Here is a 20,375-nt window from a genome sequence, read left to right as displayed (position 1 = left end):
TAGGTACAAATTGTCGTTTGTCGAAACGCCGGACGAAGCAGATATTGCAGATCTAAGTTAGCTCCAGGAGCTGAAAATGTCTACGTTGACCCACAATTCGATGACAAATCATCATGCGCCGAGCCTGCTCTACCAGATCGGGGAGACACTCCATGTCTGGCACGAGCGCTACCGCACCCGCAAAGAGCTGTCCCAGTGGACCACCCGCGATCTCCAGGACGTCGGTCTCTCTTGGAGTGACATTGCGTTTGAGGCTGAAAAACCTTTCTGGCGGGCCTGATTGGCCGCCCGGCCGGCGCCGCCTCTGAAGAGGGGCGCCGGCGGTCGTTTTCGCCGCGGGAGAGTCTCATGAGCATGCTGCGCCTGGATGACCTCAAGCAATACTCGGATACGCTGCGCACCCGCCATGGGCAGGCGCTTACGGTGCGCTTCGTCGAGCCGCGCGACACCGACGAGTTGCAGCACTATTTTCGTTCCCTGTCGGCTCGATCCCGTTACAACCGCTTCTTCGGTGCACTGAGCGAGTTGCCGAAGGCGCTGCTGCACGACTTCACCCATGTTGGCGAACGCGAACGCTTCAGCGTGATCGCGACCATGATCGTCGATGGTTTCGAAACCATCGTCGGCGAAGCCCGCTATGCTTTCCAGGCCGAGACTTCGAGCCTCGAGTTCGGCTTGTCGGTCGGCGACCGCTGGCAGGGCCACGGCATTGGCACGGCGCTGCTCAAAAATCTCGAATGCCGCGCGGCCGCCTTTGGCGCCGAGCACATCTTCGGCGACACGCTGCGCGCCAACGACGTGATGATCTCGCTCGCCCGTAAATCCGGCTTTGCCTTCGTCAATCATCCCGACGACTGGAGGCTGGTTCGGTTCGACAAGCAGATCGCCATCGAGCCAAAAGACATTCCCTGCGCAAGCTGGCGTCTCGCCGCCCTTTCCCGTCAGGCCGAAAGCCCCTCAGCCACAGCCTGACACGACTGAAAGCCCGGTTCTGGTGAAGTCAGAACCGGGCTGATTTTTTCGCGCATCAAATGGCTTGATCGCCGGTAAAGTCGGTCGAGGTCGCAACTGTCAGCCACTCCGCAAGCTCCCGCGCGACGAAGGCGTTCTTTGCCCCGATCCGTTCCACGGTGTCGCTGCCGAGCGGCAAGCGCAGTGGCGGCTTGGCCGCATCCGCCAGTTTGAGGAAGGCCTGCGCCAGCTTGCGCGGATCGCCGCGCTGGCCGTGATTGACGTCGGCGGCGTGCGCGCGCGTCTTGCCAACGGTCTCACTGTAGTCATCGATCTGGAGTGCCGTCCGCGACAGCGAGGTCTCGTCGAGGAAATCGGTGCGGAAGAAGCCCGGCTCGACCACGGTCACCTTGATCCCGAGGGGAGCCACTTCGCCGGCCAGCGCCTCGCTGATGCCTTCGACTGCGAATTTGGTCGCTCCATAGACACCCCAGCCGGGATAGCCGGTGTAGCCGCCGACCGACGAGATGTTGATGACGTGGCCCGAACGTTGGCGGCGCATATGCGGCAGCACCGCGCGGGTGACGCTCAGCAGGCCGAACACATTTGTGCCGAACAGCTTTTGCGTTTCCGCAGCGCTCGCCTCCTCGATCGCACCGAGCAGGCCGTAGCCGGCATTATTGACGAGGATGTCGATGCGCCCGAATCGCTTGACCGCCTGGCCTGCGGCCTCATGGGCTTCGGCCTCGCTGGTGACATCAAGCCGGGTGGCCAGGAGCCGCTCGTGACTGCCGAGCCGCGCGGTGACGGTCGACGGGTCGCGCGCGGTGGCAACCACCGCATCGCCGGCGCTGAGTGCGGCCTCGGCGATCAGCGCGCCAAATCCGCGGGACGCTCCTGTGATGAACCAGACACGCATGATGTTGCCCTTTCCATTTGAGGCTCCGGCGATGTGCCGAAGCTGATGGACAACGTGTATCGCCTCGCCATAGGTGAGATAATCAGCTATATATTTCGTAGGCTGCTGAGCAAAATTCATCAATGCGGATTGACCCGTCCGACCTTGCGATCTTTCTCGCCATTGCCCGTCACCGCAGCTTTCGGGCGGCTGCGACCGAGCTCGGCGTCACGCCATCGGCGTTGTCCCACGCGCTGCGTAACATCGAGGAGCGACTTGGCCTGCGGCTGGTGAACCGCACCACGCGCAGTGTGGCCTTGACCGAAGCCGGCGAGCGCCTGTTCGCCCGCATCAAGCCGGCGTTTCGCGACATCGACGACGCGCTCGAAGACCTCAACAATTTCCGCGGCAAGCCGGCCGGCATGCTGCGCTTCACCGCCGCGCGCCAGTCCGCGCAGCTCGTTCTGTTGCCGATCGTGACGCGCTTTCTGAAGGCGTTCCCGGACGTCAGCATCGAGATCATGATCAACGATGCGCTGATCGACATGGTCGCGGCCGGCTTCGACGCCGGGGTGCGCTTTGGCGAGACCATCGCCGCCGACATGATCGCGGTGCCGATCGGCCCGCGGCATCGCTTTGCGGTGATCGGCTCGCCTGCTTTCTTCAAGGCGTACAAAGCGCCTGTCGCGCCGCATGACCTGAAAGCACTGCCCTGCATTCGCTACCGCTTCACCAGCGGTGCGCTCTATCATTGGGAGTTCGAGCGCGGCGGCATCGAGGTCGATATTGATGTCACAGGACCGCTGACGCTGAACGACCAGGATCTGATGGTCGATGCGGCACTCGACGGGCTCGGTCTCGCCTATGTGTTCGAAGGCCAGGTCGAAGAGTTGCTGGCGAGGCGCAAACTGGTTCGCGTGCTCGCCGATTGGTGCCCGGCCTATCCGGGTTTCTTCCTGTACTATCCGAGCCGCCGGCAATTGCCGGCAGCACTGCGGGCCTTTGTCGATTTCGCACGGGCGCCTGCCGCGTAGCCCGAATGAACGGCGGAGCGCGTTACTTCCCCGTGAACACCGGCTTGCGCTTCTCGATGAAGGCCTGCACCGCCTCCTTGTGATCGGCCGTCGTGGCCAGGCGAATCAGCCGCCCAGCCTCGTGGTCGCGGGCGGTCTCGAAATCGAACAGCAGGGCCTCGTCCAGATTGTCCTTCATGTACCGCAGCGCGAGCCGCGGGCCCTCGGCCAGCGACTTGGCCAGCGCGAAGGCCTCGTCCTGCAATCTGTCGTCCGGCACGACGCGATTGACGAGGCCGATCGCCTCGCACCTGTCGGCATCGACCTTGCCGCCCGTGAACATCAATTCGCGCGCCCGCGCCGTGCCGACCAGACGCGTGAGCAGCCAGGCGATGCCGTAGTCGCCGCTGAGTGCAACGCGGGCATAGCCGGTGGCCACAAAAGCCGATTGTGCGGCGATGCGGATGTCACAGGCCATGGCGATTGCGAGCCCCGCGCCGACCGCGGGGCCGGGCAGCGCCGCAATGGTCGGCTTGCGCACCGAGACCAGCACACCGGTGAGGAGCCGCTGCCGCTCCTGCAAATCGGCAACCCGGTCCTCGAAGGACATTTCGAGCTTGGCCTTGTCGCGATGCGCGCCCATGCCCTTGACGTTGCCGCCGGCGGAGAAGGCTTGTCCGGCGCCCGTGATCAGCAGCGCGCCGACATTTTGATCCTCGCCACAGGTTCGGATCATCGCGCGCAGCGCCGGCGTCAGCGTGTCCGACAGCGAATTGCGCGCGTCGGGACGGTTCAGCGTGATCACCGCGACGCGGTCGCGAATGACGCAGAGGAGTTCGTCGGTGCCGGTGTCGATGGTGGTTTCGGTGGTCATGCTTCACTGCTCCGGTAGAGTGGGCAAAGTGCAGCGTGCCCACCACTTCTGCATCCCGTGTTGATCATGAGAGGTGGGCACGGCGCTGCGCGCGTTTGCCCACCCTACGGCAGTACGCCTCAAAACTTCTCCACCCAGGGCCGCAGCTCCATTTCCCAGGCCCAGGCGCTGCGCGGCTGTTGCAGGACGTTCCAATAGCTCTGCGCGATTGCATCGGGATCGAGCATCGAATCCGGTCTGTCCGGCGCCTCCGTGCGCGCTGCGCTGCGGATGCCGCCGTCAATGACGAAATGCGCGATATGGATGCCCTGCGGCGCGAGCTCGCGCGCCATGCTTTGCGCAAGCCCGCGCAGCGCGAACTTGCCCATCGCGAATGGCGCCGACTGCGCATAGCCCTTCACGCTCGCCGATGCGCCCGTGAACAGGATCGCGCCGTGCTTGTTGGGCAGCATGCGCTTGGTTGCCTCCTGCGCCACAAGGAAACCGCCGAAGGCGCTCACTGCGATCGATTGCGCGACATCCGCTGCGACGAGCTCGACAAACGGTCCACGCGTCCGGCCGCTTGCATTGTAGATCACGACATCTGGCGTGCCGATCTCGCGCTCGACAAGGCCGAACAGGCGCTCGACCTCCTCCGGCTTGGTCGCGTCGCAGGCAAAGGCCTTCGCGCCAGTCTCGCCGCAGAGTGCGCCGAGTTTTTCGATCTTTCGCGCGGCGAGCGCTACGCGCAGACCCTGGGCGGACAACAGCCGTGTCAGCGAGGCGCTCAAGCCTTCGCCGGCGCCGACGATGAGCGCGATGTTGTATTTGGGATGTTCCATGATGCGATCCTTTTGGGAGCAGGAACAACGGATCTATGCATGCTTGGCCCGAAGAGCCAGCCGCGTCCGCGAAAGCGGCTGATCACAATTCCGCAGAGCGGTCTCAGCCATCGCCACGCTCATGCCTCCCTGACGATTTGCGGCTTTATCCGCGTTCTCGCCTGGAGCATGATCGACATCATCCAAAGCAGCAAGCACCAAAACGGCGGACAAATCCCGCGGGACGGAAACGAAAGAGGTCGATCATGCACAAGCCGGGCACGTCGCAGCAGAAAGGCGTTGCGGTCGAGCAGCCGGGCCTGCTTGCGCCCGACACCACCGGGATGAATTTCTACCGCGCCGATCCGGCATTGACGGACCTGTTGCGCATCCATCTGCCCGATCCGCTATTCCGTCACATCGAGCCGCATCTCGATCGTCTCGGCGAGCTCGCCGGGGGCACTCTCGACGAATGCGCACGGCTCGCCGACCGGCATGCGCCGGTGCTGCACCAGCGCGACAAGTTCGGCCGCGACGTGCAGTGGATCGAATATCATCCGGCCTATCGCGAGCTGGAGAAGGCGGCGTTTGGCGAGTTCGGCATTCATGCGCTGTCGATTCGCAAGGGTGTCATGGGCTGGCCGGACAAGTATCCCGTCGCGGCAAAGCACGCCTTTACCTTCCTGTTCAACCAGACCGAATTCGGCATGGGCTGCCCGATCAACGTCACCGACGGGTGTGCAAAACTGCTCGCGAATTTCGGCAGCGAGGCGCTGAAGGCGAAATATCTGGACGGCCTGACCCAGACCGACATGAGCAAGCTGACCCAGGGCGGCCAATTCATGACCGAAAAGGAGGGCGGTTCCGACGTCGGCACGCTGACAACGCGCGCGGTGCAGGAGGGCGATCGTTGGCGTCTCTACGGCGAAAAATGGTTCTGCTCGAATGCCGACGCCAAAGTCGTGATGCTGCTGGCGCGTCCCGAGGGCGCCGGTCCCGGCACGCGCGGCGTAGGCCTGTTCCTGATGCCACGCTTCCTCGACGACGGTTCGCAAAACAACTACCGGATCGTGCGGCTGAAGGACAAGCTCGGCACCCGTTCGATGGCCTCGGGAGAGATCAAGCTCGAAGGCGCAATCGCCTATGCGGTCGGCAAGCTCGACCGCGGCTTCGTGCAGATGGCCGAGATGGTCAACTCCTCGCGGCTCTCGAACGGCGTGAAGTCGACGGCGCTGATGCGCCGCGCCTACCACGACGCGATGACGGTCGCGACCAATCGCGTGGTGTTCGGCAAGCGCATCGTCGACCTCCCCCTCGGACGGCGGCAGATGATGAAGATCATGCTGCCGGTCGAGCAGGCCCTGTCGATGAGCTTTCTGACCGCCGACGCGCTCGACCGCGCCGAGGCCGGCAGCCAGGATGCCGCAGCGCTGCTGCGCATCCTCACACCGACGCTGAAGTTTCGTGCCGCGCGTGATGCGCGAAAGGTCTGCGGCGATGCGCTCGAGATGCGCGGCGGCATCGGCTATATCGAGGAGTTCGCCACTTCACGGCTGCTCCGCGATGCTCATCTCGGGTCGATCTGGGAAGGCACCGGCAACATCGTGGCGATCGACGCCTTGACGCGTGCGGTCGGCCGCCATGGTGCAGAAGCCGCACTCGCCGCCGATCTGCACGCCCGGCTCGACGACAGCGCGTCCGTGCCGCAGGCCTGGCGCGATCGCTTGCGCGGGCTTACCGATCGTGCCGTCGGCTTCGCGCGTGAGGTCGCTGATAGCGCCGACAACGAAGCCGATGCGCGGCGCGCCACCAGCCTGCTCTATCATGTCGCAAGCGCCGTGGCGCTGGCATGGGAATCACATCGCATCCACGAGAGGCGGGGCGATGCGCGACGGCTCCTGTTGTCGCGGCTCGTGATCGATCATCGGGTATCGCCAAGCGATCCGTTCCGGCTCACGGAAAATCCAACCCAGCAAGCCATCGTGTCGCTGCTGCTGGGCGAGCGTGCGGCCGCAATGCCCGAGGTTGGCGAACTGATTCTGGCAGCGTAGGCTGCGGCCGAGGGCGTCGTTCACCTCTCCCTATGGGCGAGCTGGGCGCCAACGAAAACGATAATAACGAGGAAACAAACAAATGAAGGCTGCCGTCCTCTATGAAGTCAACAAGCCGCTCGTCATCGAGGACGTCAGCCTGCCGAAGCCGGGCCCGCGCGAGGTTTTGATCCGCACCGCGGTTGCCGGCCTCTGCCACTCCGACCTGCACTTCATGGAAGGGCTCTATCCGCATCCGCTGCCCGCAGTGCTCGGTCATGAATCGGCTGGTGTCGTCGAGCAGGTCGGCTCCGACGTGACCTACGTGAAGCCGGGCGATCACGTCGTGACCTGCCTGTCCGTGTTCTGCGGCACCTGCGACAACTGCACGACGGGCCGCACGGTGCTCTGCACCGACACGACGGTGAAGATGCTGCCGGGCGTCTCCGATCGGATGCAGTGGTCGAAGCCGGAGAAGCTGCATCAGTTTCTCAACCTGTCGTCCTTCGCCGAGCAGATGCTGGTGCACGAGAACGCCATCGTCAAAATCCGCAAGGACATGCCGCTCGAGCTCGCTGCGTTGATCGGCTGTGGGGTCATCACTGGCTATGGCGCGGTGGTAAACACCGCAAAAATCCAGGCTGGCGAGACCGTTGCGGTGATCGGTTGCGGCGGCGTCGGCATGGCCGCGATCAACGGCGCTGAGATCGCGGGTGCCGGCCGCATCATCGCGATCGATACAAACCCGGCAAAACTCCAGCTCGCGACCAAGCTCGGCGCCACCGACATCATCAATCCCGCCGATGGCGACGTGGTGAAGCAGGTGCGCGACCTCACCAATGGCGGCGTGCACCATTCCTTCGAGGTTCTCGGTCGCAAGGAGACCGCCGAGCAGGCGTTCGGCATGCTCGCCGCCGGCGGCACGGCGACGATCGTCGGCATGATCCCGTTCGGGCAGAAGATCGAGCTGCACGGCTTCGACTTCCTGCGCGAACGCAAGATCCAGGGCTCGTCGATGGGCTCGAACCATTTTCGCGTCGACATGCCGCGGCTGGTCGAGTTCTACCTGCGTGGCCGCTTGCACCTGGAGGACTGGATCTCGGCCAAGCTGAAGCTTTCCGAGATCAACGAAGGCTTCGCCAACATGAAAGCCGGCAAGACGCTGCGCAGCGTGATCATGTTCGATAGCTAGGCAACAATCTCAAGCGTCGCTCCTCAGTCAGGTGTCATCGCCCGCCTTGTGCGCAATTGCGCCCCGGGGCGGGCGATCCAGTATTCCAGAGGCGACGACGAATACGGAGAGGCTACCGCGTACTGGATGCCCCGCCTTCGCGGGGCATGACAGCGGAGATTTGTGTGGGCGATGTGCTCGCCTCACCGTTCACGCGCCTCACCGCGACACGTGCGCCGACACCGCGAGCCACTTCCCGTTCTGCCTCGCCCAGCAATCTGTATAGCGGCCCGAAGCCTGCTGGCCGTCCGCAGTCGTATAGCTGGTCGCGCCGTGAATAATGGCGAAATCGCCCATGATGCGGATCTTGACGTCGTGTTCCCTGAGATTGCGGATCGCGATCGGCTGTGCCGTTTGCTTCAAAAAGCCGGCGCGATCGACCAGCGTCTTGTCGGGATTGGAGCAATAGAAGTCCTGCGCGAGGATCTCGTCGAAGCGCTTGACGTCGCAATTCTGGACGGAGGCGACGTAGTCGCGGTTGAGCACGGTCAGTTCTTCGAGGTCTCTGTTCATCACATTTCTTCCCTTCTGGTCACTCTGGGGCGCGCGAGGTGCGACCCACAGTCTCGAAGTCGTCAGCGAGACTCGGTTGATTACGGACAAGAGCATGCCTGATCGCAATGATGTTTCGGTCTCGACCGAAGCATCACGATCATGATGATTACGCTAATCATCAAACCTGGGCGGTGGTGTGAAGCCGGCGAAATCCCACTCGATCAGTTCGGCGAGCTTCAACGCCGCCATTTGAGGTGATTGCGGCGGGACGCAGGAACGCGGCAAAACCTATGCTGCGCCGATCAATATCCCGACCCCGAGCACGATTGCGCCGCCGAGCACGATTTGGAACACCGCCTGGAGGAACGGCGTGTCCATGTAGCGCGCGCGGATGAAGGCGATCGCCCATAATTCGAAAAATACGACGACGCAAGCGATCGCGGTGGCGATCCAGAACGCATTGGGCCAGGAGTCCGGGACGAGATAAGGCATGGTGTGGCCAAGTCCGCCGAGCGTCGTCATCAAGCCGCAGGTGATGCCGCGTAGCCAGGGCGAGCCGCGGCCGGTGAGAGAGCCGTCGTCGGAAAGCGCTTCGGCAAAGCCCATGCTGATGCCGGCGCCGATCGAAGCGGCGAGCCCAACCAGAAACGTCTGCCAATTCTGGTGCGTGGCGAAGGCGGCGGCGAACAGCGGCGCCAGCGTCGAGACCGAGCCGTCCATCAGACCGGCGAGGCCCGGCTGCACATATTGCAGCACGAACATGCGGCGGCGCGTGCGGTCTTCCTCCGCGCGCACGTCGGGCTTGAGGATCTCGTCCGTCAGCTTGGCGGCAGTGTTCTCGTGATGCTTCTCCTCCTCGGCGAGATCGCCGAGGAGGCGGCGGACGCCTACATCCTCGGCCTGCTCGGCGGCGCGTGCGTAAAACCGCTCGGCCTCGAGCTCCATGGTCTCGACCTCTTTCCGGATCGTGTCGAGCGGCAGGTTCTTGGTCAGCCAGATCGGGCGGCGGCGCAGAAAGCCCCGGACGTCCTCGCGGCGGATCGGTGGCAGATGCGGGCCGAAGCGTTCTTCGTAGAGCTGGAGCAAGCGGTGGCGATGGCCGCGTTCCTCCTCGGCCATCTGCTCGAAGATCCTGGCCGAATCCGGATAGCGCTCCTTCAGGTCCTCGGCGAAGGTCATGTAGATGCGGCTGTCTTCCTCTTCGGAGGAAATCGCGACCGCGAGCACCTCGCGCTCGGTCAGATCGGCAAAGCTCTTCACGACGCGCCCCAAGAGATTTAGAATGATTCTAAATCGTTATACGGCGCGCCCGCGCCGGGGTCAAATCATGCCGCGTGAACTTTGTCTCAGTGAGTTTTGGCGTCAGCGAGCCTTGGTGTCAGCAAGTCTTGGCGTCAGCAAGTCTTGGCGTCAGCGAGTCTTTGCGTCAGCGAGTCTTGGCGAGGAACTCGATCAACAGCCGGCTCACCTCGGCGGGCTGCTCCTGCTGCACCCAATGACCTGCGCCGTCGACGAGATGGCAACCGAGCATGTTCGTGCAGGCGCGGGCCTGCATCGCCTCGAACACGCCGGGACGCTGATACGTGCCCCAATCCTGCTTGCCGGAGATGAAGCAGGAGGGCACCTCGATGGTGCGGTCCACGAACAGTTGCAATTCGTTGTTGAAAGCACCCGACGTGCCGCAGCGGTACCATTGCAGCCCGCCCTGGAATCCGGTGCGACCATATTCGGCACTGTAATAGGCTAGCTCCTGATCCGGCAGCCACTGGTTGGCGGCGATCTCGGCAGGCGAGGGCATTTCCTTCGCGACTGTCTGCGACATGGTCTCACCGAGATCCATCAGGTAGTAGGTCGGCAGCTTTGCGAGCTCGCCTGCGGACCAGGACTTCAGCGGATAAGGCTTGTTGTCCGTCCAGTCCGCGCTCTTGTGATGATAGTAGGCGCGCAGGAAATCGTGCACGCCCTGTGGCGCGTGCTGCATGTCGGTATTCGCTTCGCGTGTCGAATAGTACCACTGGTAGTGCTTGCGCGGCCGCGGCAGCGCGGCGAGCTCGCGATGCACGGGATCGGCGTGCGGCGCCGCGGCTGGCTTGTCGGCTGTGTTGAACGGCAAGGACGGCGGCCCGCCGAACGGCGCGCTCATCATCACCGCCGAACGGAACACGTCCGGCCGCAGCAGCGCGCACCAGGACGCAACCGGGCTGCCGAAATCATGCCCGACCACATCGACCTGCCGATAGCCGAACGCCGACACCAGCCCGAGCGCGTCGCGCACCAGATTGAAGAGCCGGAAGGGCGCGAGATCGCCGTCGTAATCCGCCTGCCATCCAGTGGTACGCCCGTAGCCGCGCTGGTCCGGCGCGATCACGTGATAGCCGGCACTGGCGAGCGCCGGCATCACCTTGCGCCAGGAGAAGGCGAGCTCCGGAAAGCCATGCAGCAGCAAAACGCAGGGCCGCCCCTGCGTCTCGAAGCCGGCTTCGAGCACGTGCATGCAGAGGCCGTTGATGCCATCGACATAGCGCGAGCGGATGCCGGCGGGCAGGGGGATGTCGGGGAGATCGGTCATGGCTTTAGATCATTGCACGAACCTGTGGGCAAAGCGAAGCGTGCCCACCACTTTCATCGCGCATGCGGTGAGACGGTGGGCACGGCGCCGAAGAGCGCGCCTTTGCCTACCCTGCGACATCCGTGTTGTTGCTAGATCTTCACCGCGGTCTTCGGCCAATACCTGTCGCGCAAATGGCGCTTGACCAGCTTGCCGGTCGGCGTGCGCGGCAGCTCGGCTTCGAAATCGATTGAGCGCGGGCATTTGAGGGCGGAAAGGCGGGTCTTGCAATAGGCGATCAGGTCGGCTTCGAGTTCCTTGCCCGCGCGGCTCATGTCGTGCGGCTGCACCACCGCCTTCACCTCTTCGCCCATCTCCTCGTTTGGCACGCCGAACACGGCGACGTCGGAGACCTCGGAATGGCTGATCAGCACGTCCTCGGTTTCCTGCGGGTAGATGTTCACCCCGCCCGAGATGATCATGTAGGACTTGCGATCGGTAAGATAGAGGAAGCCGTCCTCGTCGAGATAACCGACGTCGCCGAGCGTCGACCAGCCCTTGGCGTTATAGGCCCTCTTCGTCTTCTCGGGATCGTTGTGATAGGTGAAGGCTGGCGCGTCGGCGAAATAGACCGTGCCGATCTCGCCCACGGGCTGCTCCTCGTCGTTCTCGTCCAAAATCCTGATCTTGCCCACCACCGCGCGGCCCACGCTGCCGCGATGCTCCAGCCATTGCGTGGAGTTGCAGACGGTGACGCCGTTGCCTTCCGAGCCTGCGTAGTACTCGATCAGGATGGGCCCCCACCATTCGATCATCTTTGCCTTGACGTCGACCGGACAGGGAGCGGCGGCGTGGATCGCACCCTTGAGCGTGGAGACGTTGTATTTCGCGCGGGTTTCGTCCGGCAGCTTCAGCATGCGCACGAACATGGTCGGCACGAGCTGCGACTGTGTCACCTTGTATTTCTCGACCAGCTTCAAGAACTCCTCGGCGTCGAAATGCTCCATGATGATGGAGGTGCCGCCGAGCACGATCGCCATCATGTTGAAGCGCAGCGGAGCTGCGTGATAGAGCGGTGCTGGCGACAGGTAAGTGGTCCCGGCATTCATGCCGCACATGTCGGCGCAGAGCACGCGCAGGAAGGCGTTCGGCGCATCGATGCGGTTGCCCTCAAAGACCTTCTTGATGCCCTTGGGGCGGCCCGTCGTGCCCGACGAATACAGCATGTCATAGCCGGCGACCTCGTCCGCGATCGGCGTCACCGGCTGCGCCGCGGCTTCCTTGTCGTAGGAGCGGAAGCCGGCCAGCGGCTCGTCCATCATGTAGAAGATCGGCTCGCCCGGTGCGCCCTTGATCAACCCCTTGATCTGGTCGGCGCATTTCGGCGTGGTGACGACGACCTTGGCGCCGCAATCGCCGATGATGTAGTCGATCTCGTCCTGCTTCAGATAGCGGCTGATCGCGGTGTAATAGAGACCGCTGCGCTGCGCGGCCCAGCAAATCTCCATGAAGGCGAGGCGGTTCTCCATCAACAGCGCGACGTGATCGCCGGCCTTCAGTCCCAGCGAGCGAAACAGCTGCGCGCCCTGGTTCGAGAGCTCGTCGAGCTCGCGATAGGTGATCGCCTTGCCGGTTCCGGCCATCTGGTAGGCGATCTTGTTCGGCGTGGTGCGGGCGTAGACGGAGGGGTGGGTCATCGAGATCTCGCAGCAAATTACGTAGTCATCCCGGCCTAGTGCGCAATTGCGCACGGGGGCCGGGATCCATAGCCACAGGGCGTAGTTTGGCGGAGGATCGTCATTCGGTACTGCGACCAACCAAGATCGATAGATTGCGCGGTGTGGGTCCCGGCTTTCGCCGGGACGACACCGTTTGTGTGGCCGCGGCTTACAATCGCTCCACGATCGTCACGTTCGCCATGCCGCCGCCTTCGCACATGGTCTGGAGGCCGTAGCGCTTGCCGCGCTGCTTCAGCGCATGGACCAGCGTCGTCATCAGCTTGGTGCCGGAGCCGCCGAGGGGATGGCCGAGTGCGATCGCGCCGCCATTGACGTTGAGGCGGCCCGGATCGGCGCCGGTTGTCTTCAGCCACGCCGTCGGTACCGAGGCAAAGGCTTCGTTGACCTCGAACAGGTCGATGTCGCCAATTGCCATGCCGGCCTTCTCCAGCGCGCGCTTGGTCGCGTGCAGCGGCGCCTCGAGCATGATGACGGGATCGCCGCCCATCATGGTCATGTGATGCACGCGCGCGAGCGGCTTGACGCCGAGCGACTTGAGGCCTCGCTCGTTCACGACCATGACGCCGGACGCGCCGTCGCAGATCTGGCTGGCGCTCGCCGCCGACAGCTTGCCGTTCTCGGCGATCAGCTTGACGCTCTTGATGCCATCGAGGCTGGCGTCGAAGCGGATGCCTTCGTCGATATGGTGGGTGTCCGTCGAGCCGTCGGCGCGGGTGATCTCGAGCGGCACGATCTCGTCCTTGAAATGGCCTCCTTGCGTCGCCGCAATCGCTCGCTGATGGCTGTTGTAGGAATACTCGTCGAGCTCATCCTTGGAGAGGGCGTACTTCTCGGCCATCATCTCCGCGCCGGTGAACTGGCTGAACACGATGTTCGGATAGCGCTGCTCGATGCCCGGGCTCTTGTAGTGGCCAAAGCCGTTCTTGGCCGCGAGCTGCGAGGACAGGCCCATCGGCACGCGGGTCATCGATTCCACGCCGGCCGCAATTACGACGTCCATTGCGCCGGACATCACGGCCTGGGCCGCAAAATGTAGCGCCTGCTGCGAGGAGCCGCACTGCCGGTCGATCGAGGTGCCCGGCACGCTCTCCGGCAGTTTCGAGGCCATGATCGCGTTGCGCGCGACGTTGTTGGACTGCTCCCCGACCTGCATCACGCAGCCCATGATCACGTCCTCGACCTGGGCCGGGTCGACCTTGGCGCGATCGACCAGCTCATCCAGCACTTTTGCGGCGAGATCGGCCGGATGCCAGCCGGCGAGGCGGCCCCCCTTGCGCCCGCCGGCGGTCCGCGCAGCGGCGACGATGTAAGCCTCGGCCATGTCGGTTTCTCCCTGAATTCTTCTGAATGGTTTGTTGTCGGGGGCGGATTAAAGGGGTCGATGATGATTTAGTCAATCGATCAATTAACTCTTGTGGGGAGGCGCCGCTTGCGCTTATCTGCGGCCCTTCGTGCGACGAGACAGGGATCTCCGTGACTACCAGCGTACCGAACAGGCTTCCGAGCGGCAAAAATTCCACGGCAGAGAAACTGCTGGTGGCCGCGAGCGAGCTGATGATCGAACGCTCCTCGATCGAAATTTCGCTCAGCGACATCGCGCAGAAGTCGGGCGCCAACGCGGCGCTGGTCAAATATCACTTCGGCAATAAGGACGGCCTCTTGCTGGCGCTGCTCGCGCGCGATGCCGCGACCGAGCTGTCAAACCTCGAATATCTTCTGGTGCAGCCGATCACGCCGACCGCAAAGCTCAAGCTGCATATCGGCGGCATCATCCGCGCCTATCACCGGTTCCCCTACATGAACCGGCTGATCCACTATCTCTTGCATGAGAGCACGGCGGAGTCCGCCGACGAGGTCTCAAAGTTCTTCGTCGCGCCGCTGCTCGATTTCCATCGCCGCCTGCTTGCCGAGGGCGTCAGCCGCGGCGAGTTTCGTATCACCGATCCCGTGCTGTTCTACACCAGCCTGATCGGCGCCTGCGATCACCTGTTCTTCGGCCGGCACGCGATGTCTCGCGCGACCGGCGTCGGCCCGGTCACCGACGAAGTCTGCCGGCAATATATCAAGCACATGGAAACGCTGATCTGCGGCGGCATCCTCGCGCAAGCCGAGGAAGCTGCCGCGGCCGGATAATCGGCCCAAAACATTCAAATCCAGAGACGTTCAAGTCCAGAGAAGAAACGCCCAAGGAGAGGTACCAGCAATGCAGTTGAATGACGTAGCCGTTCTCATCACCGGCGGTGGTTCGGGCTTAGGCGCCGCGACCGCCCGCGCCATGGCGGCCAAGGGCGCCAAGATCGGCGTGATCGACCAGAGCAAGGAGAACGCCGAGAAGGTCGCGGCCGAGGTGAAGGGCGTCGCGCTTCATGCTGACGTCACCAGCGAGGAGCAGATCAAGGCCGCGATCGCAAGGGCGGAAGCAGCACATGGGGTCGCTCGCGTGCTGATGAACTGCGCCGGCGTCGGCGGCTCGCAGCGCATCGTCGGCCGTGACGGCATCTATCCGCTGGAAAAGTTCGCGCGCATCATCAATGTCAACCTGATCGGCACCTTCAACTGCCTGCGCCTGTTTGCAGAGCGCCTCGTCACGGCAGAGCCGATCGGTGAGGAGCGCGGCGTCATCATCAACACCGCGTCGGTCGCGGCCTATGAGGGCCAGATCGGTCAGATCGCTTATTCGGCCTCAAAAGGCGGCGTCGTCGGCCTGACGTTGCCGGCAGCGCGCGATCTCGCCAGCCAGAAGATCCGCGTCAACACCATCGCGCCCGGCCTGTTCTTCACGCCGCTGCTGATGGGTCTGAACGAAGAGGCGCGCAAGAGTCTGGGCGCCCAGGTCCCGCATCCCTCGCGTCTTGGGGACGCCGCCGAATACGGCGCGCTCGCCGTGCATATCGTCGAGAATGCGATGCTCAACGGCGAGACCATCCGCCTCGACGGCGCCATCCGCATGGCGCCGCGGTAAGCGATGCTCCGCCGCTGTCCCTAAAAGAACGCCGATGCTTCGCATCGGCTATGACGCCGGATGAGGGGTTCTGTCCGCGGAGACAGGCCCCTCACCCAAGCGAATTCCTGGCCAGGGACATACCTGCCCTCTCTCGCAAGGGGAGAGTATACAGCAATCGGCACTCATGCCGTCGATGCAGGAAGTTCACTTCCTCGACAAGCGAAAGCCTGTCTATATCAAGCGCTGAACGAGAATGATCCGCAAAGGACGTTAATTCCGGGAGACGCAAAATGAGTGGGAGCGTGGCGACGGTGATGGCGAAGCCTGCCTTTCGCAAGATCGAATGGCTGCCGCGCGACATCGACGTCGAGCGGCGCGCAGATGGCACGGTGGTGCTGAAGTCGCGCATTCCGCTGCAGTCTTACGAAACGCACATTCCCGCCTCGCTGGCGAAATGGGCGAGGCAAGCGCCCGAGCGCATCTGGCTCGCGCAGCGTGGCGGCCCGGATCGCGCGTGGCGCAAGGTGTCCTACGGTGAAGCCAAGCGGACGGTGGATGCGCTGACGCAAGGCTTGCTCAATCTCGGTCTCGACGGACGGCCGGTTGCGATTCTCTCCGGCAATTCGATCGAGCACGCGCTGATGACGCAGGCTGCGATGCAGGCGCGCTCTCCCGCGGCGCCGGTGTCGCCGGCCTACTCCTTGATGAGCCACGATCACGTCAAGCTGAAGTATCTCTTCGACCTGATCAAGCCGGCCGTCGTGATGGTGCAGGATGGTCCGACTTTCGAGAAGGCGCTCAGGGCGATCGACCTCACCGGTGTCACTGTTGTTCACGTCGCTCGCGCCTGCGAGGACATCAAGAGCGTCAGTTTCGCTGAGTTCGCGGCAACGCCAGTGACGCACGATGTCGACGCGTCGATCGCGAAGATTGCGCCACAGACTGTCGGTAAGCTCCTGTTCACCTCCGGCTCGACCGGCATGCCCAAGGCGGTCATCAACACGCAAGCGATGATGTGCGCGAACGCGGCGATGATGATGCAGGTCCGTCCGCGCACGCCCGGAGGCCCGCTGCCAACCATGCTCGACTGGATGCCCTGGAATCACACCATGGGCGGCAATGCCGCGTTCCATCCGATCCTGGTCGATGGCGGCACGCTCTATATCGACGACGGACGGCCGATGCCGGGCCAGTTCGAGGAAACGCTGCGCAATCTGTGCGAGATCTCGCCGACCTATTACGCCAACGTTCCGGCCGGCTATGCGGCGCTTGCCGCGGCGATGGAGAAGGACGACGCGCTTTGTCGCTCGTTCTTCAAGAACCTCTCGATCATGGCCTATGGCGGGGCGCGGCTCCCGGACGACCTCTACGACCGCATGCAGGCGCTGGCGGTGAAAACCACCGGCGAACGCATCGTGTTCTACACCGGCTGGGGTTCGACCGAGACCGCACCGACCTCGACCGGCACCTATTGGGACACCGAGCGTGTCGGCCTGATTGGCCTGCCGTTCCCCGGCGTCGAATTGAAGATGGTGCCGTGCGGCTCGAAATACGAATTGCGCCTGCGCGGTGTCAACGTCACGCCCGGCTATTTCGGCCAGGCCGAGCTGACCAGGAAGATGTTCGACGAGGAAGGTTTTTACTGCATCGGCGATGCCGGCATCTTCGTCGACGATGAGGATCCCGTGCAGGGCATCATCTTTGCCGGCCGAGTGGTCGAGGATTTCAAGCTCACGACTGGCACCTTCGTGCATGTCGGCTCGCTCCGCACCGATGCGATCGCCGCCGCGACGCCGGTCGTGCATGATGCGCTGGTCGCCGGACAGGATCGTTGCTCCATTGGCCTGCTTGCCTGGCCGAACCTGCATGCCTGTCGCCAACTCGTCGGCAATTCCGAGCTGAGCTTTGAGGATGCCGTGAAGCACCCCGAGGTGATCGCCTGCTTCAGGCGCGGGCTGGAGGCACACAACAGGGAATGCGAAGGCGCGAGCAGCCGCATGATCGCGCGCGCCATGCTGATGGTCGAGCCGCCCTCGATCGACGGCAACGAACTGACAGACAAGGGCTACATCAACCAGCGCGCTGGCCTCGAGCGACGCGCCGCACTGGTGGAGCGGCTGTATGCCGAGAAGCCGGATGAAGGCGTGATCGTGCTGCGATGAAGACTCGGCTCTCTCACCTCGTCATTCCGGCCCATCCCGGACTGACGGCACAAAAATAAATGACAACGAAAAAAGGTAAGCCGCCATGAACTTCGATTTCTCCGACGATCAGAAACAGCTCCGCGACCAGGCGCGCAAATTCCTCAGCGAAAAATGCTCGCCCAAGGCGGTGCGGGTCGTGCTCGATGGCAAGGCGCCTTACGACAAGGACCTGTGGAAAGGCCTCGCCGAAATGGGCTTCCTCGGCGTCGCGATCCCCGAAAAATTCGGCGGCGCGGGCGCCGGCCATCTCGAGCTTTGCGTGATCGCCGAGGAGATGGGGCGCGCGAATGCGCCGGTGCCGTTCTCTTCCACCGTCTACCTCGCCGCCGAGGCGCTGCTGATCGCGGGCAGTGACGCGCAGAAGACAAAATGGCTGCCGGCGATCGCTTCGGGCGAGGCGATCGGCACGTTGGCGCTGTTCGAGGGCAAGGGCAATCCGTCGCCGGCCAATGTTAAACTCAGCGCCTCCGGAGGCACCCTCAACGGCGTCAAGAAGCCGGTTCCCGATGGTGCGGTCGCCAACTTCGCCGTTGTCGCCGCACGCACGGGATCGAGCGGCCGTGATAGCGATATCTCGTTGTTCCTCGTCGATCTCAAAGCCGGCGGCGTGGAGGCCAAGAGCCTCACCAATCTCGATCCCACGCGCGGGCAGGCCGAGCTCACCTTCAAGAACTGCAAGGCTGAACCGCTGGGCGCGGCCGGAGAAGGCTGGAGCATCCTGGCTCAGGTGCTTGACCGCGCCGCGGTGCTCACAGCCTTCGAGCAGGTTGGCGGTGCCGATCGCGCACTGGAGATGGGGCGCGACTACGCGCTCGACCGCATCGCGTTCGGCCGTCCGATCGGCTCATTCCAGGCTATCAAGCACATGCTCGCGGACATGTATGTCTCGGCCACGCTGGCGCGCTCCAACAGCTATTACGGCGCCTGGGCGCTCTCGACCGATGCCGCGGAGTTGCCAGAGGCCGCTGCCGCCGCGCGCATCAGCGCGACGCAGGCGTTCCAGCACTGCGCCAAGAACAACATCCAGGTCCATGGCGGCATGGGCTTCACCTGGGAGTTCGACTGCCACATGTACTACCGCCGCGCCAATGCGCTCGCACTTGGGCTCGGCAGCCTGTCGTATTGGGAAGATCAGCTCATCGACCGCATGCGCAGGAAGAACGCGGCGTAAGCGAGGGATTCGTAGGGTGGGTTAGCGAAGCGTAACCCGCCACTTCTGTTCCCGCGGAAACCAAAGAGGTGGGTTACGCCTAGCGGACTGCGCTTCGCGCAGCCGCAGGGCTAACCCACCCTACGAAGGACAAGAGAAGCGTCATGAACTTCGACGACACCCCGCAGGAAGCCGCGTTCCGCGCCACCGCACGCGCCTGGATCGCCGCGAATGCCCCGAAGCAGTATGAGGACGAGCTGCGTAAATCCTCGCTCGGCCGCACGCAGCTCAGCAACGCTGACATCCTGGAGGTCGCAAAAGCCTGGCAGAAGAAGAAAGCTGATGCGGGCTGGGCCTGCCTGCATTGGCCGAAGGATTATGGCGGCCGCGGCGCCTCGCCGATCGAGCGCGTGATCTGGCAGCAGGAGGAGGGCGTGTTCGGCAAGCTCTCGGCGATGTTCATCATCGGCCACGGCATGTGCGGGCCGACCATGATGGCGTTTGCGCGCGAGGAGCATAAGCGCAACTATCTGCCGCCGCTGGCCTCCGGCGAGAAGATCTGGTGCCAGCTGTTCTCCGAGCCGGCGGGCGGCTCCGACGTTGCGGGCCTGCGGACTCGCGCCGAGAAGGACGGCGACGAGTGGGTGATCAACGGTCAGAAGATCTGGACCTCAGGTGCGCATTATTCCGACTACGGCATCCTGCTCACCCGCACCGATCCCAACGTGCCCAAGCACAAGGGCCTCACCATGTTCTTCCTGGACATGAAGAGCCCGGGCGTCGAGGTGCGGCCGATCAAGCAGGCTAACGGGAATTCCGATTTCAACGAAGTCTATTTCACCAACGTCCGCATTCCCGATCACCAGCGTCTCGGGGAGGTCAATGACGGCTGGAACGTCTCGCTGACCACGCTGATGAACGAACGGATGTCGATCGGCGCGGGCGTTGCCACCGGTTTTCCGGAGCTGTTCGACTATTGCGCGAGCCTGGTGCTCGATAACGGTCCTGCGATCGAAGACCGCAGCGTGCGCTCGAAGCTTGCAAACTACGCGGTGAAGGCGAGCGGCTTGAAATACACCAGCATGCGCGCGATCTCCGCATTGTCGCGCGGCGAGCGCCCCGGGCCGGAAAACTCCATCGGCAAGCTGGTGGCAGGCTCGATGATCCAGGAGGTCGCGATGTACGCGCTCGACCTGCAAGGCGCGGCCGGCGTCGTCAGCAGCCCCGAGGATGCCGAGGTCGCAGGCCGCTTCCAGGCCATGCTGCTACGTGCGCCCGGCACCCGAGTCGAGGGCGGCACGGACGAGATCATGCGCAACATCATTGCGGAGCGTGTGCTGGGCCTGCCCGGCGACATCCGCGTCGACAAGGACGTGCCGTTCAACAAGATCCCGACGAAGGGAAGATGAATTCGTGTCCCGGACGCGATGCAGCACGAAGTGCTGCTTCGTAGAGCCCGGACCTAGAAGCCGCCATGGGCCCCGGCTCTGCAGCGCAC

Annotated in this window: 18 protein-coding genes; 10 read left to right on the top strand and 8 right to left on the bottom strand. The window is 63.6% G+C overall.

The window, feature by feature from the left end; all coding sequences use genetic code 11:
• Positions 1-76 precede the first annotated feature (76 nt).
• Together SO139_RS30825 and SO139_RS30820 are read left to right on the top strand one after the other, a co-directional pair.
• Complete coding sequence (locus SO139_RS30825) at positions 77-280, top strand: DUF1127 domain-containing protein (protein ID WP_474799505.1); 204 nt, start codon at positions 77-79, stop codon at positions 278-280.
• A 68-nt stretch (positions 281-348) separates the two neighbouring features.
• Positions 349-972 carry a GNAT family N-acetyltransferase gene (locus SO139_RS30820; protein ID WP_449379432.1) on the top strand — a complete coding sequence of 208 codons (624 nt, stop codon included), beginning with the start codon at positions 349-351 and terminating at the stop codon, positions 970-972.
• Between the two features lie 55 nt (positions 973-1,027).
• On the opposite strand, the gene SO139_RS30815 is transcribed toward SO139_RS30820, so the two are convergent.
• Entirely contained in the window at positions 1,028-1,870 is an 843-nt protein-coding gene (locus SO139_RS30815; protein WP_449379431.1) for an oxidoreductase, read from the bottom strand.
• A gap of 122 nt (positions 1,871-1,992) precedes the next feature.
• Between SO139_RS30815 and SO139_RS30810 the strand changes: the two genes are divergently transcribed.
• Entirely contained in the window at positions 1,993-2,883 is an 891-nt protein-coding gene (locus tag SO139_RS30810) for a LysR family transcriptional regulator (RefSeq protein WP_449379430.1), read from the top strand.
• A 22-nt stretch (positions 2,884-2,905) separates the two neighbouring features.
• On the opposite strand, the gene SO139_RS30805 is transcribed toward SO139_RS30810, so the two are convergent.
• Both SO139_RS30805 and SO139_RS30800 read right to left on the bottom strand, forming a co-directional pair.
• A complete protein-coding gene (locus SO139_RS30805) occupies positions 2,906-3,736 on the bottom strand; it encodes an enoyl-CoA hydratase (RefSeq protein WP_449379429.1) in 831 nt (276 codons plus the stop codon).
• A 119-nt stretch (positions 3,737-3,855) separates the two neighbouring features.
• The gene (locus SO139_RS30800; protein WP_449379428.1) at positions 3,856-4,557 is read right to left on the bottom strand and encodes an SDR family NAD(P)-dependent oxidoreductase; all 702 of its coding nucleotides are present in this window, start codon (positions 4,555-4,557) and stop codon (positions 3,856-3,858) included.
• 245 nt (positions 4,558-4,802) lie between these two features.
• Between SO139_RS30800 and SO139_RS30795 the strand changes: the two genes are divergently transcribed.
• Together SO139_RS30795 and SO139_RS30790 are read left to right on the top strand one after the other, a co-directional pair.
• Entirely contained in the window at positions 4,803-6,587 is a 1,785-nt protein-coding gene (locus tag SO139_RS30795) for an acyl-CoA dehydrogenase family protein (protein WP_449379427.1), read from the top strand.
• An 82-nt stretch (positions 6,588-6,669) separates the two neighbouring features.
• A complete protein-coding gene (locus SO139_RS30790; RefSeq protein ID WP_449379426.1) occupies positions 6,670-7,758 on the top strand; it encodes a Zn-dependent alcohol dehydrogenase in 1,089 nt (362 codons plus the stop codon).
• A 198-nt stretch (positions 7,759-7,956) separates the two neighbouring features.
• On the opposite strand, the gene SO139_RS30785 is transcribed toward SO139_RS30790, so the two are convergent.
• The 5 genes from SO139_RS30785 to SO139_RS30765 form a co-directional block, all read right to left on the bottom strand.
• Entirely contained in the window at positions 7,957-8,310 is a 354-nt protein-coding gene (locus SO139_RS30785) for a nuclear transport factor 2 family protein (RefSeq protein WP_449379425.1), read from the bottom strand.
• A gap of 270 nt (positions 8,311-8,580) precedes the next feature.
• Positions 8,581-9,552 carry an iron exporter MbfA gene (mbfA, locus tag SO139_RS30780; RefSeq protein ID WP_449379424.1) on the bottom strand — a complete coding sequence of 324 codons (972 nt, stop codon included), beginning with the start codon at positions 9,550-9,552 and terminating at the stop codon, positions 8,581-8,583.
• 166 nt (positions 9,553-9,718) lie between these two features.
• Positions 9,719-10,861, bottom strand: a complete 1,143-nt coding sequence (locus SO139_RS30775) for an alpha/beta hydrolase (protein ID WP_449379423.1) — start codon at positions 10,859-10,861, stop codon at positions 9,719-9,721.
• A gap of 131 nt (positions 10,862-10,992) precedes the next feature.
• The gene (locus SO139_RS30770; RefSeq protein ID WP_474799499.1) at positions 10,993-12,537 is read right to left on the bottom strand and encodes an acyl-CoA synthetase; all 1,545 of its coding nucleotides are present in this window, start codon (positions 12,535-12,537) and stop codon (positions 10,993-10,995) included.
• A 190-nt stretch (positions 12,538-12,727) separates the two neighbouring features.
• The gene (locus tag SO139_RS30765; protein ID WP_449379421.1) at positions 12,728-13,900 is read right to left on the bottom strand and encodes an acetyl-CoA C-acetyltransferase; all 1,173 of its coding nucleotides are present in this window, start codon (positions 13,898-13,900) and stop codon (positions 12,728-12,730) included.
• Positions 13,901-14,052: 152 nt separating this feature from the next.
• Between SO139_RS30765 and SO139_RS30760 the strand changes: the two genes are divergently transcribed.
• The 5 genes from SO139_RS30760 (at position 14,053) to SO139_RS30740 (ending at position 20,286) form a co-directional block, all read left to right on the top strand.
• Positions 14,053-14,712, top strand: a complete 660-nt coding sequence (locus SO139_RS30760; protein ID WP_449379420.1) for a TetR family transcriptional regulator — start codon at positions 14,053-14,055, stop codon at positions 14,710-14,712.
• Between the two features lie 70 nt (positions 14,713-14,782).
• The gene (locus SO139_RS30755; protein ID WP_449379419.1) at positions 14,783-15,541 is read left to right on the top strand and encodes an SDR family NAD(P)-dependent oxidoreductase; all 759 of its coding nucleotides are present in this window, start codon (positions 14,783-14,785) and stop codon (positions 15,539-15,541) included.
• A 272-nt stretch (positions 15,542-15,813) separates the two neighbouring features.
• Entirely contained in the window at positions 15,814-17,685 is a 1,872-nt protein-coding gene (locus SO139_RS30750; RefSeq protein ID WP_474799496.1) for an AMP-binding protein, read from the top strand.
• An 85-nt stretch (positions 17,686-17,770) separates the two neighbouring features.
• The gene (locus tag SO139_RS30745) at positions 17,771-18,898 is read left to right on the top strand and encodes an acyl-CoA dehydrogenase family protein (protein WP_449379417.1); all 1,128 of its coding nucleotides are present in this window, start codon (positions 17,771-17,773) and stop codon (positions 18,896-18,898) included.
• 143 nt (positions 18,899-19,041) lie between these two features.
• On the top strand, positions 19,042-20,286 hold the full coding sequence (locus SO139_RS30740) for an acyl-CoA dehydrogenase (protein WP_474799494.1): 1,245 nt from the start codon (positions 19,042-19,044) through the stop codon (positions 20,284-20,286).
• Positions 20,287-20,375: the final 89 nt, after the last annotated feature.

Source organism: Bradyrhizobium sp. UFLA05-89, from assembly GCF_059803475.1.
The sequence above is the reverse complement of the archived record's forward strand: the minus strand, read 5'-3'. Positions and strand labels throughout refer to the sequence as shown.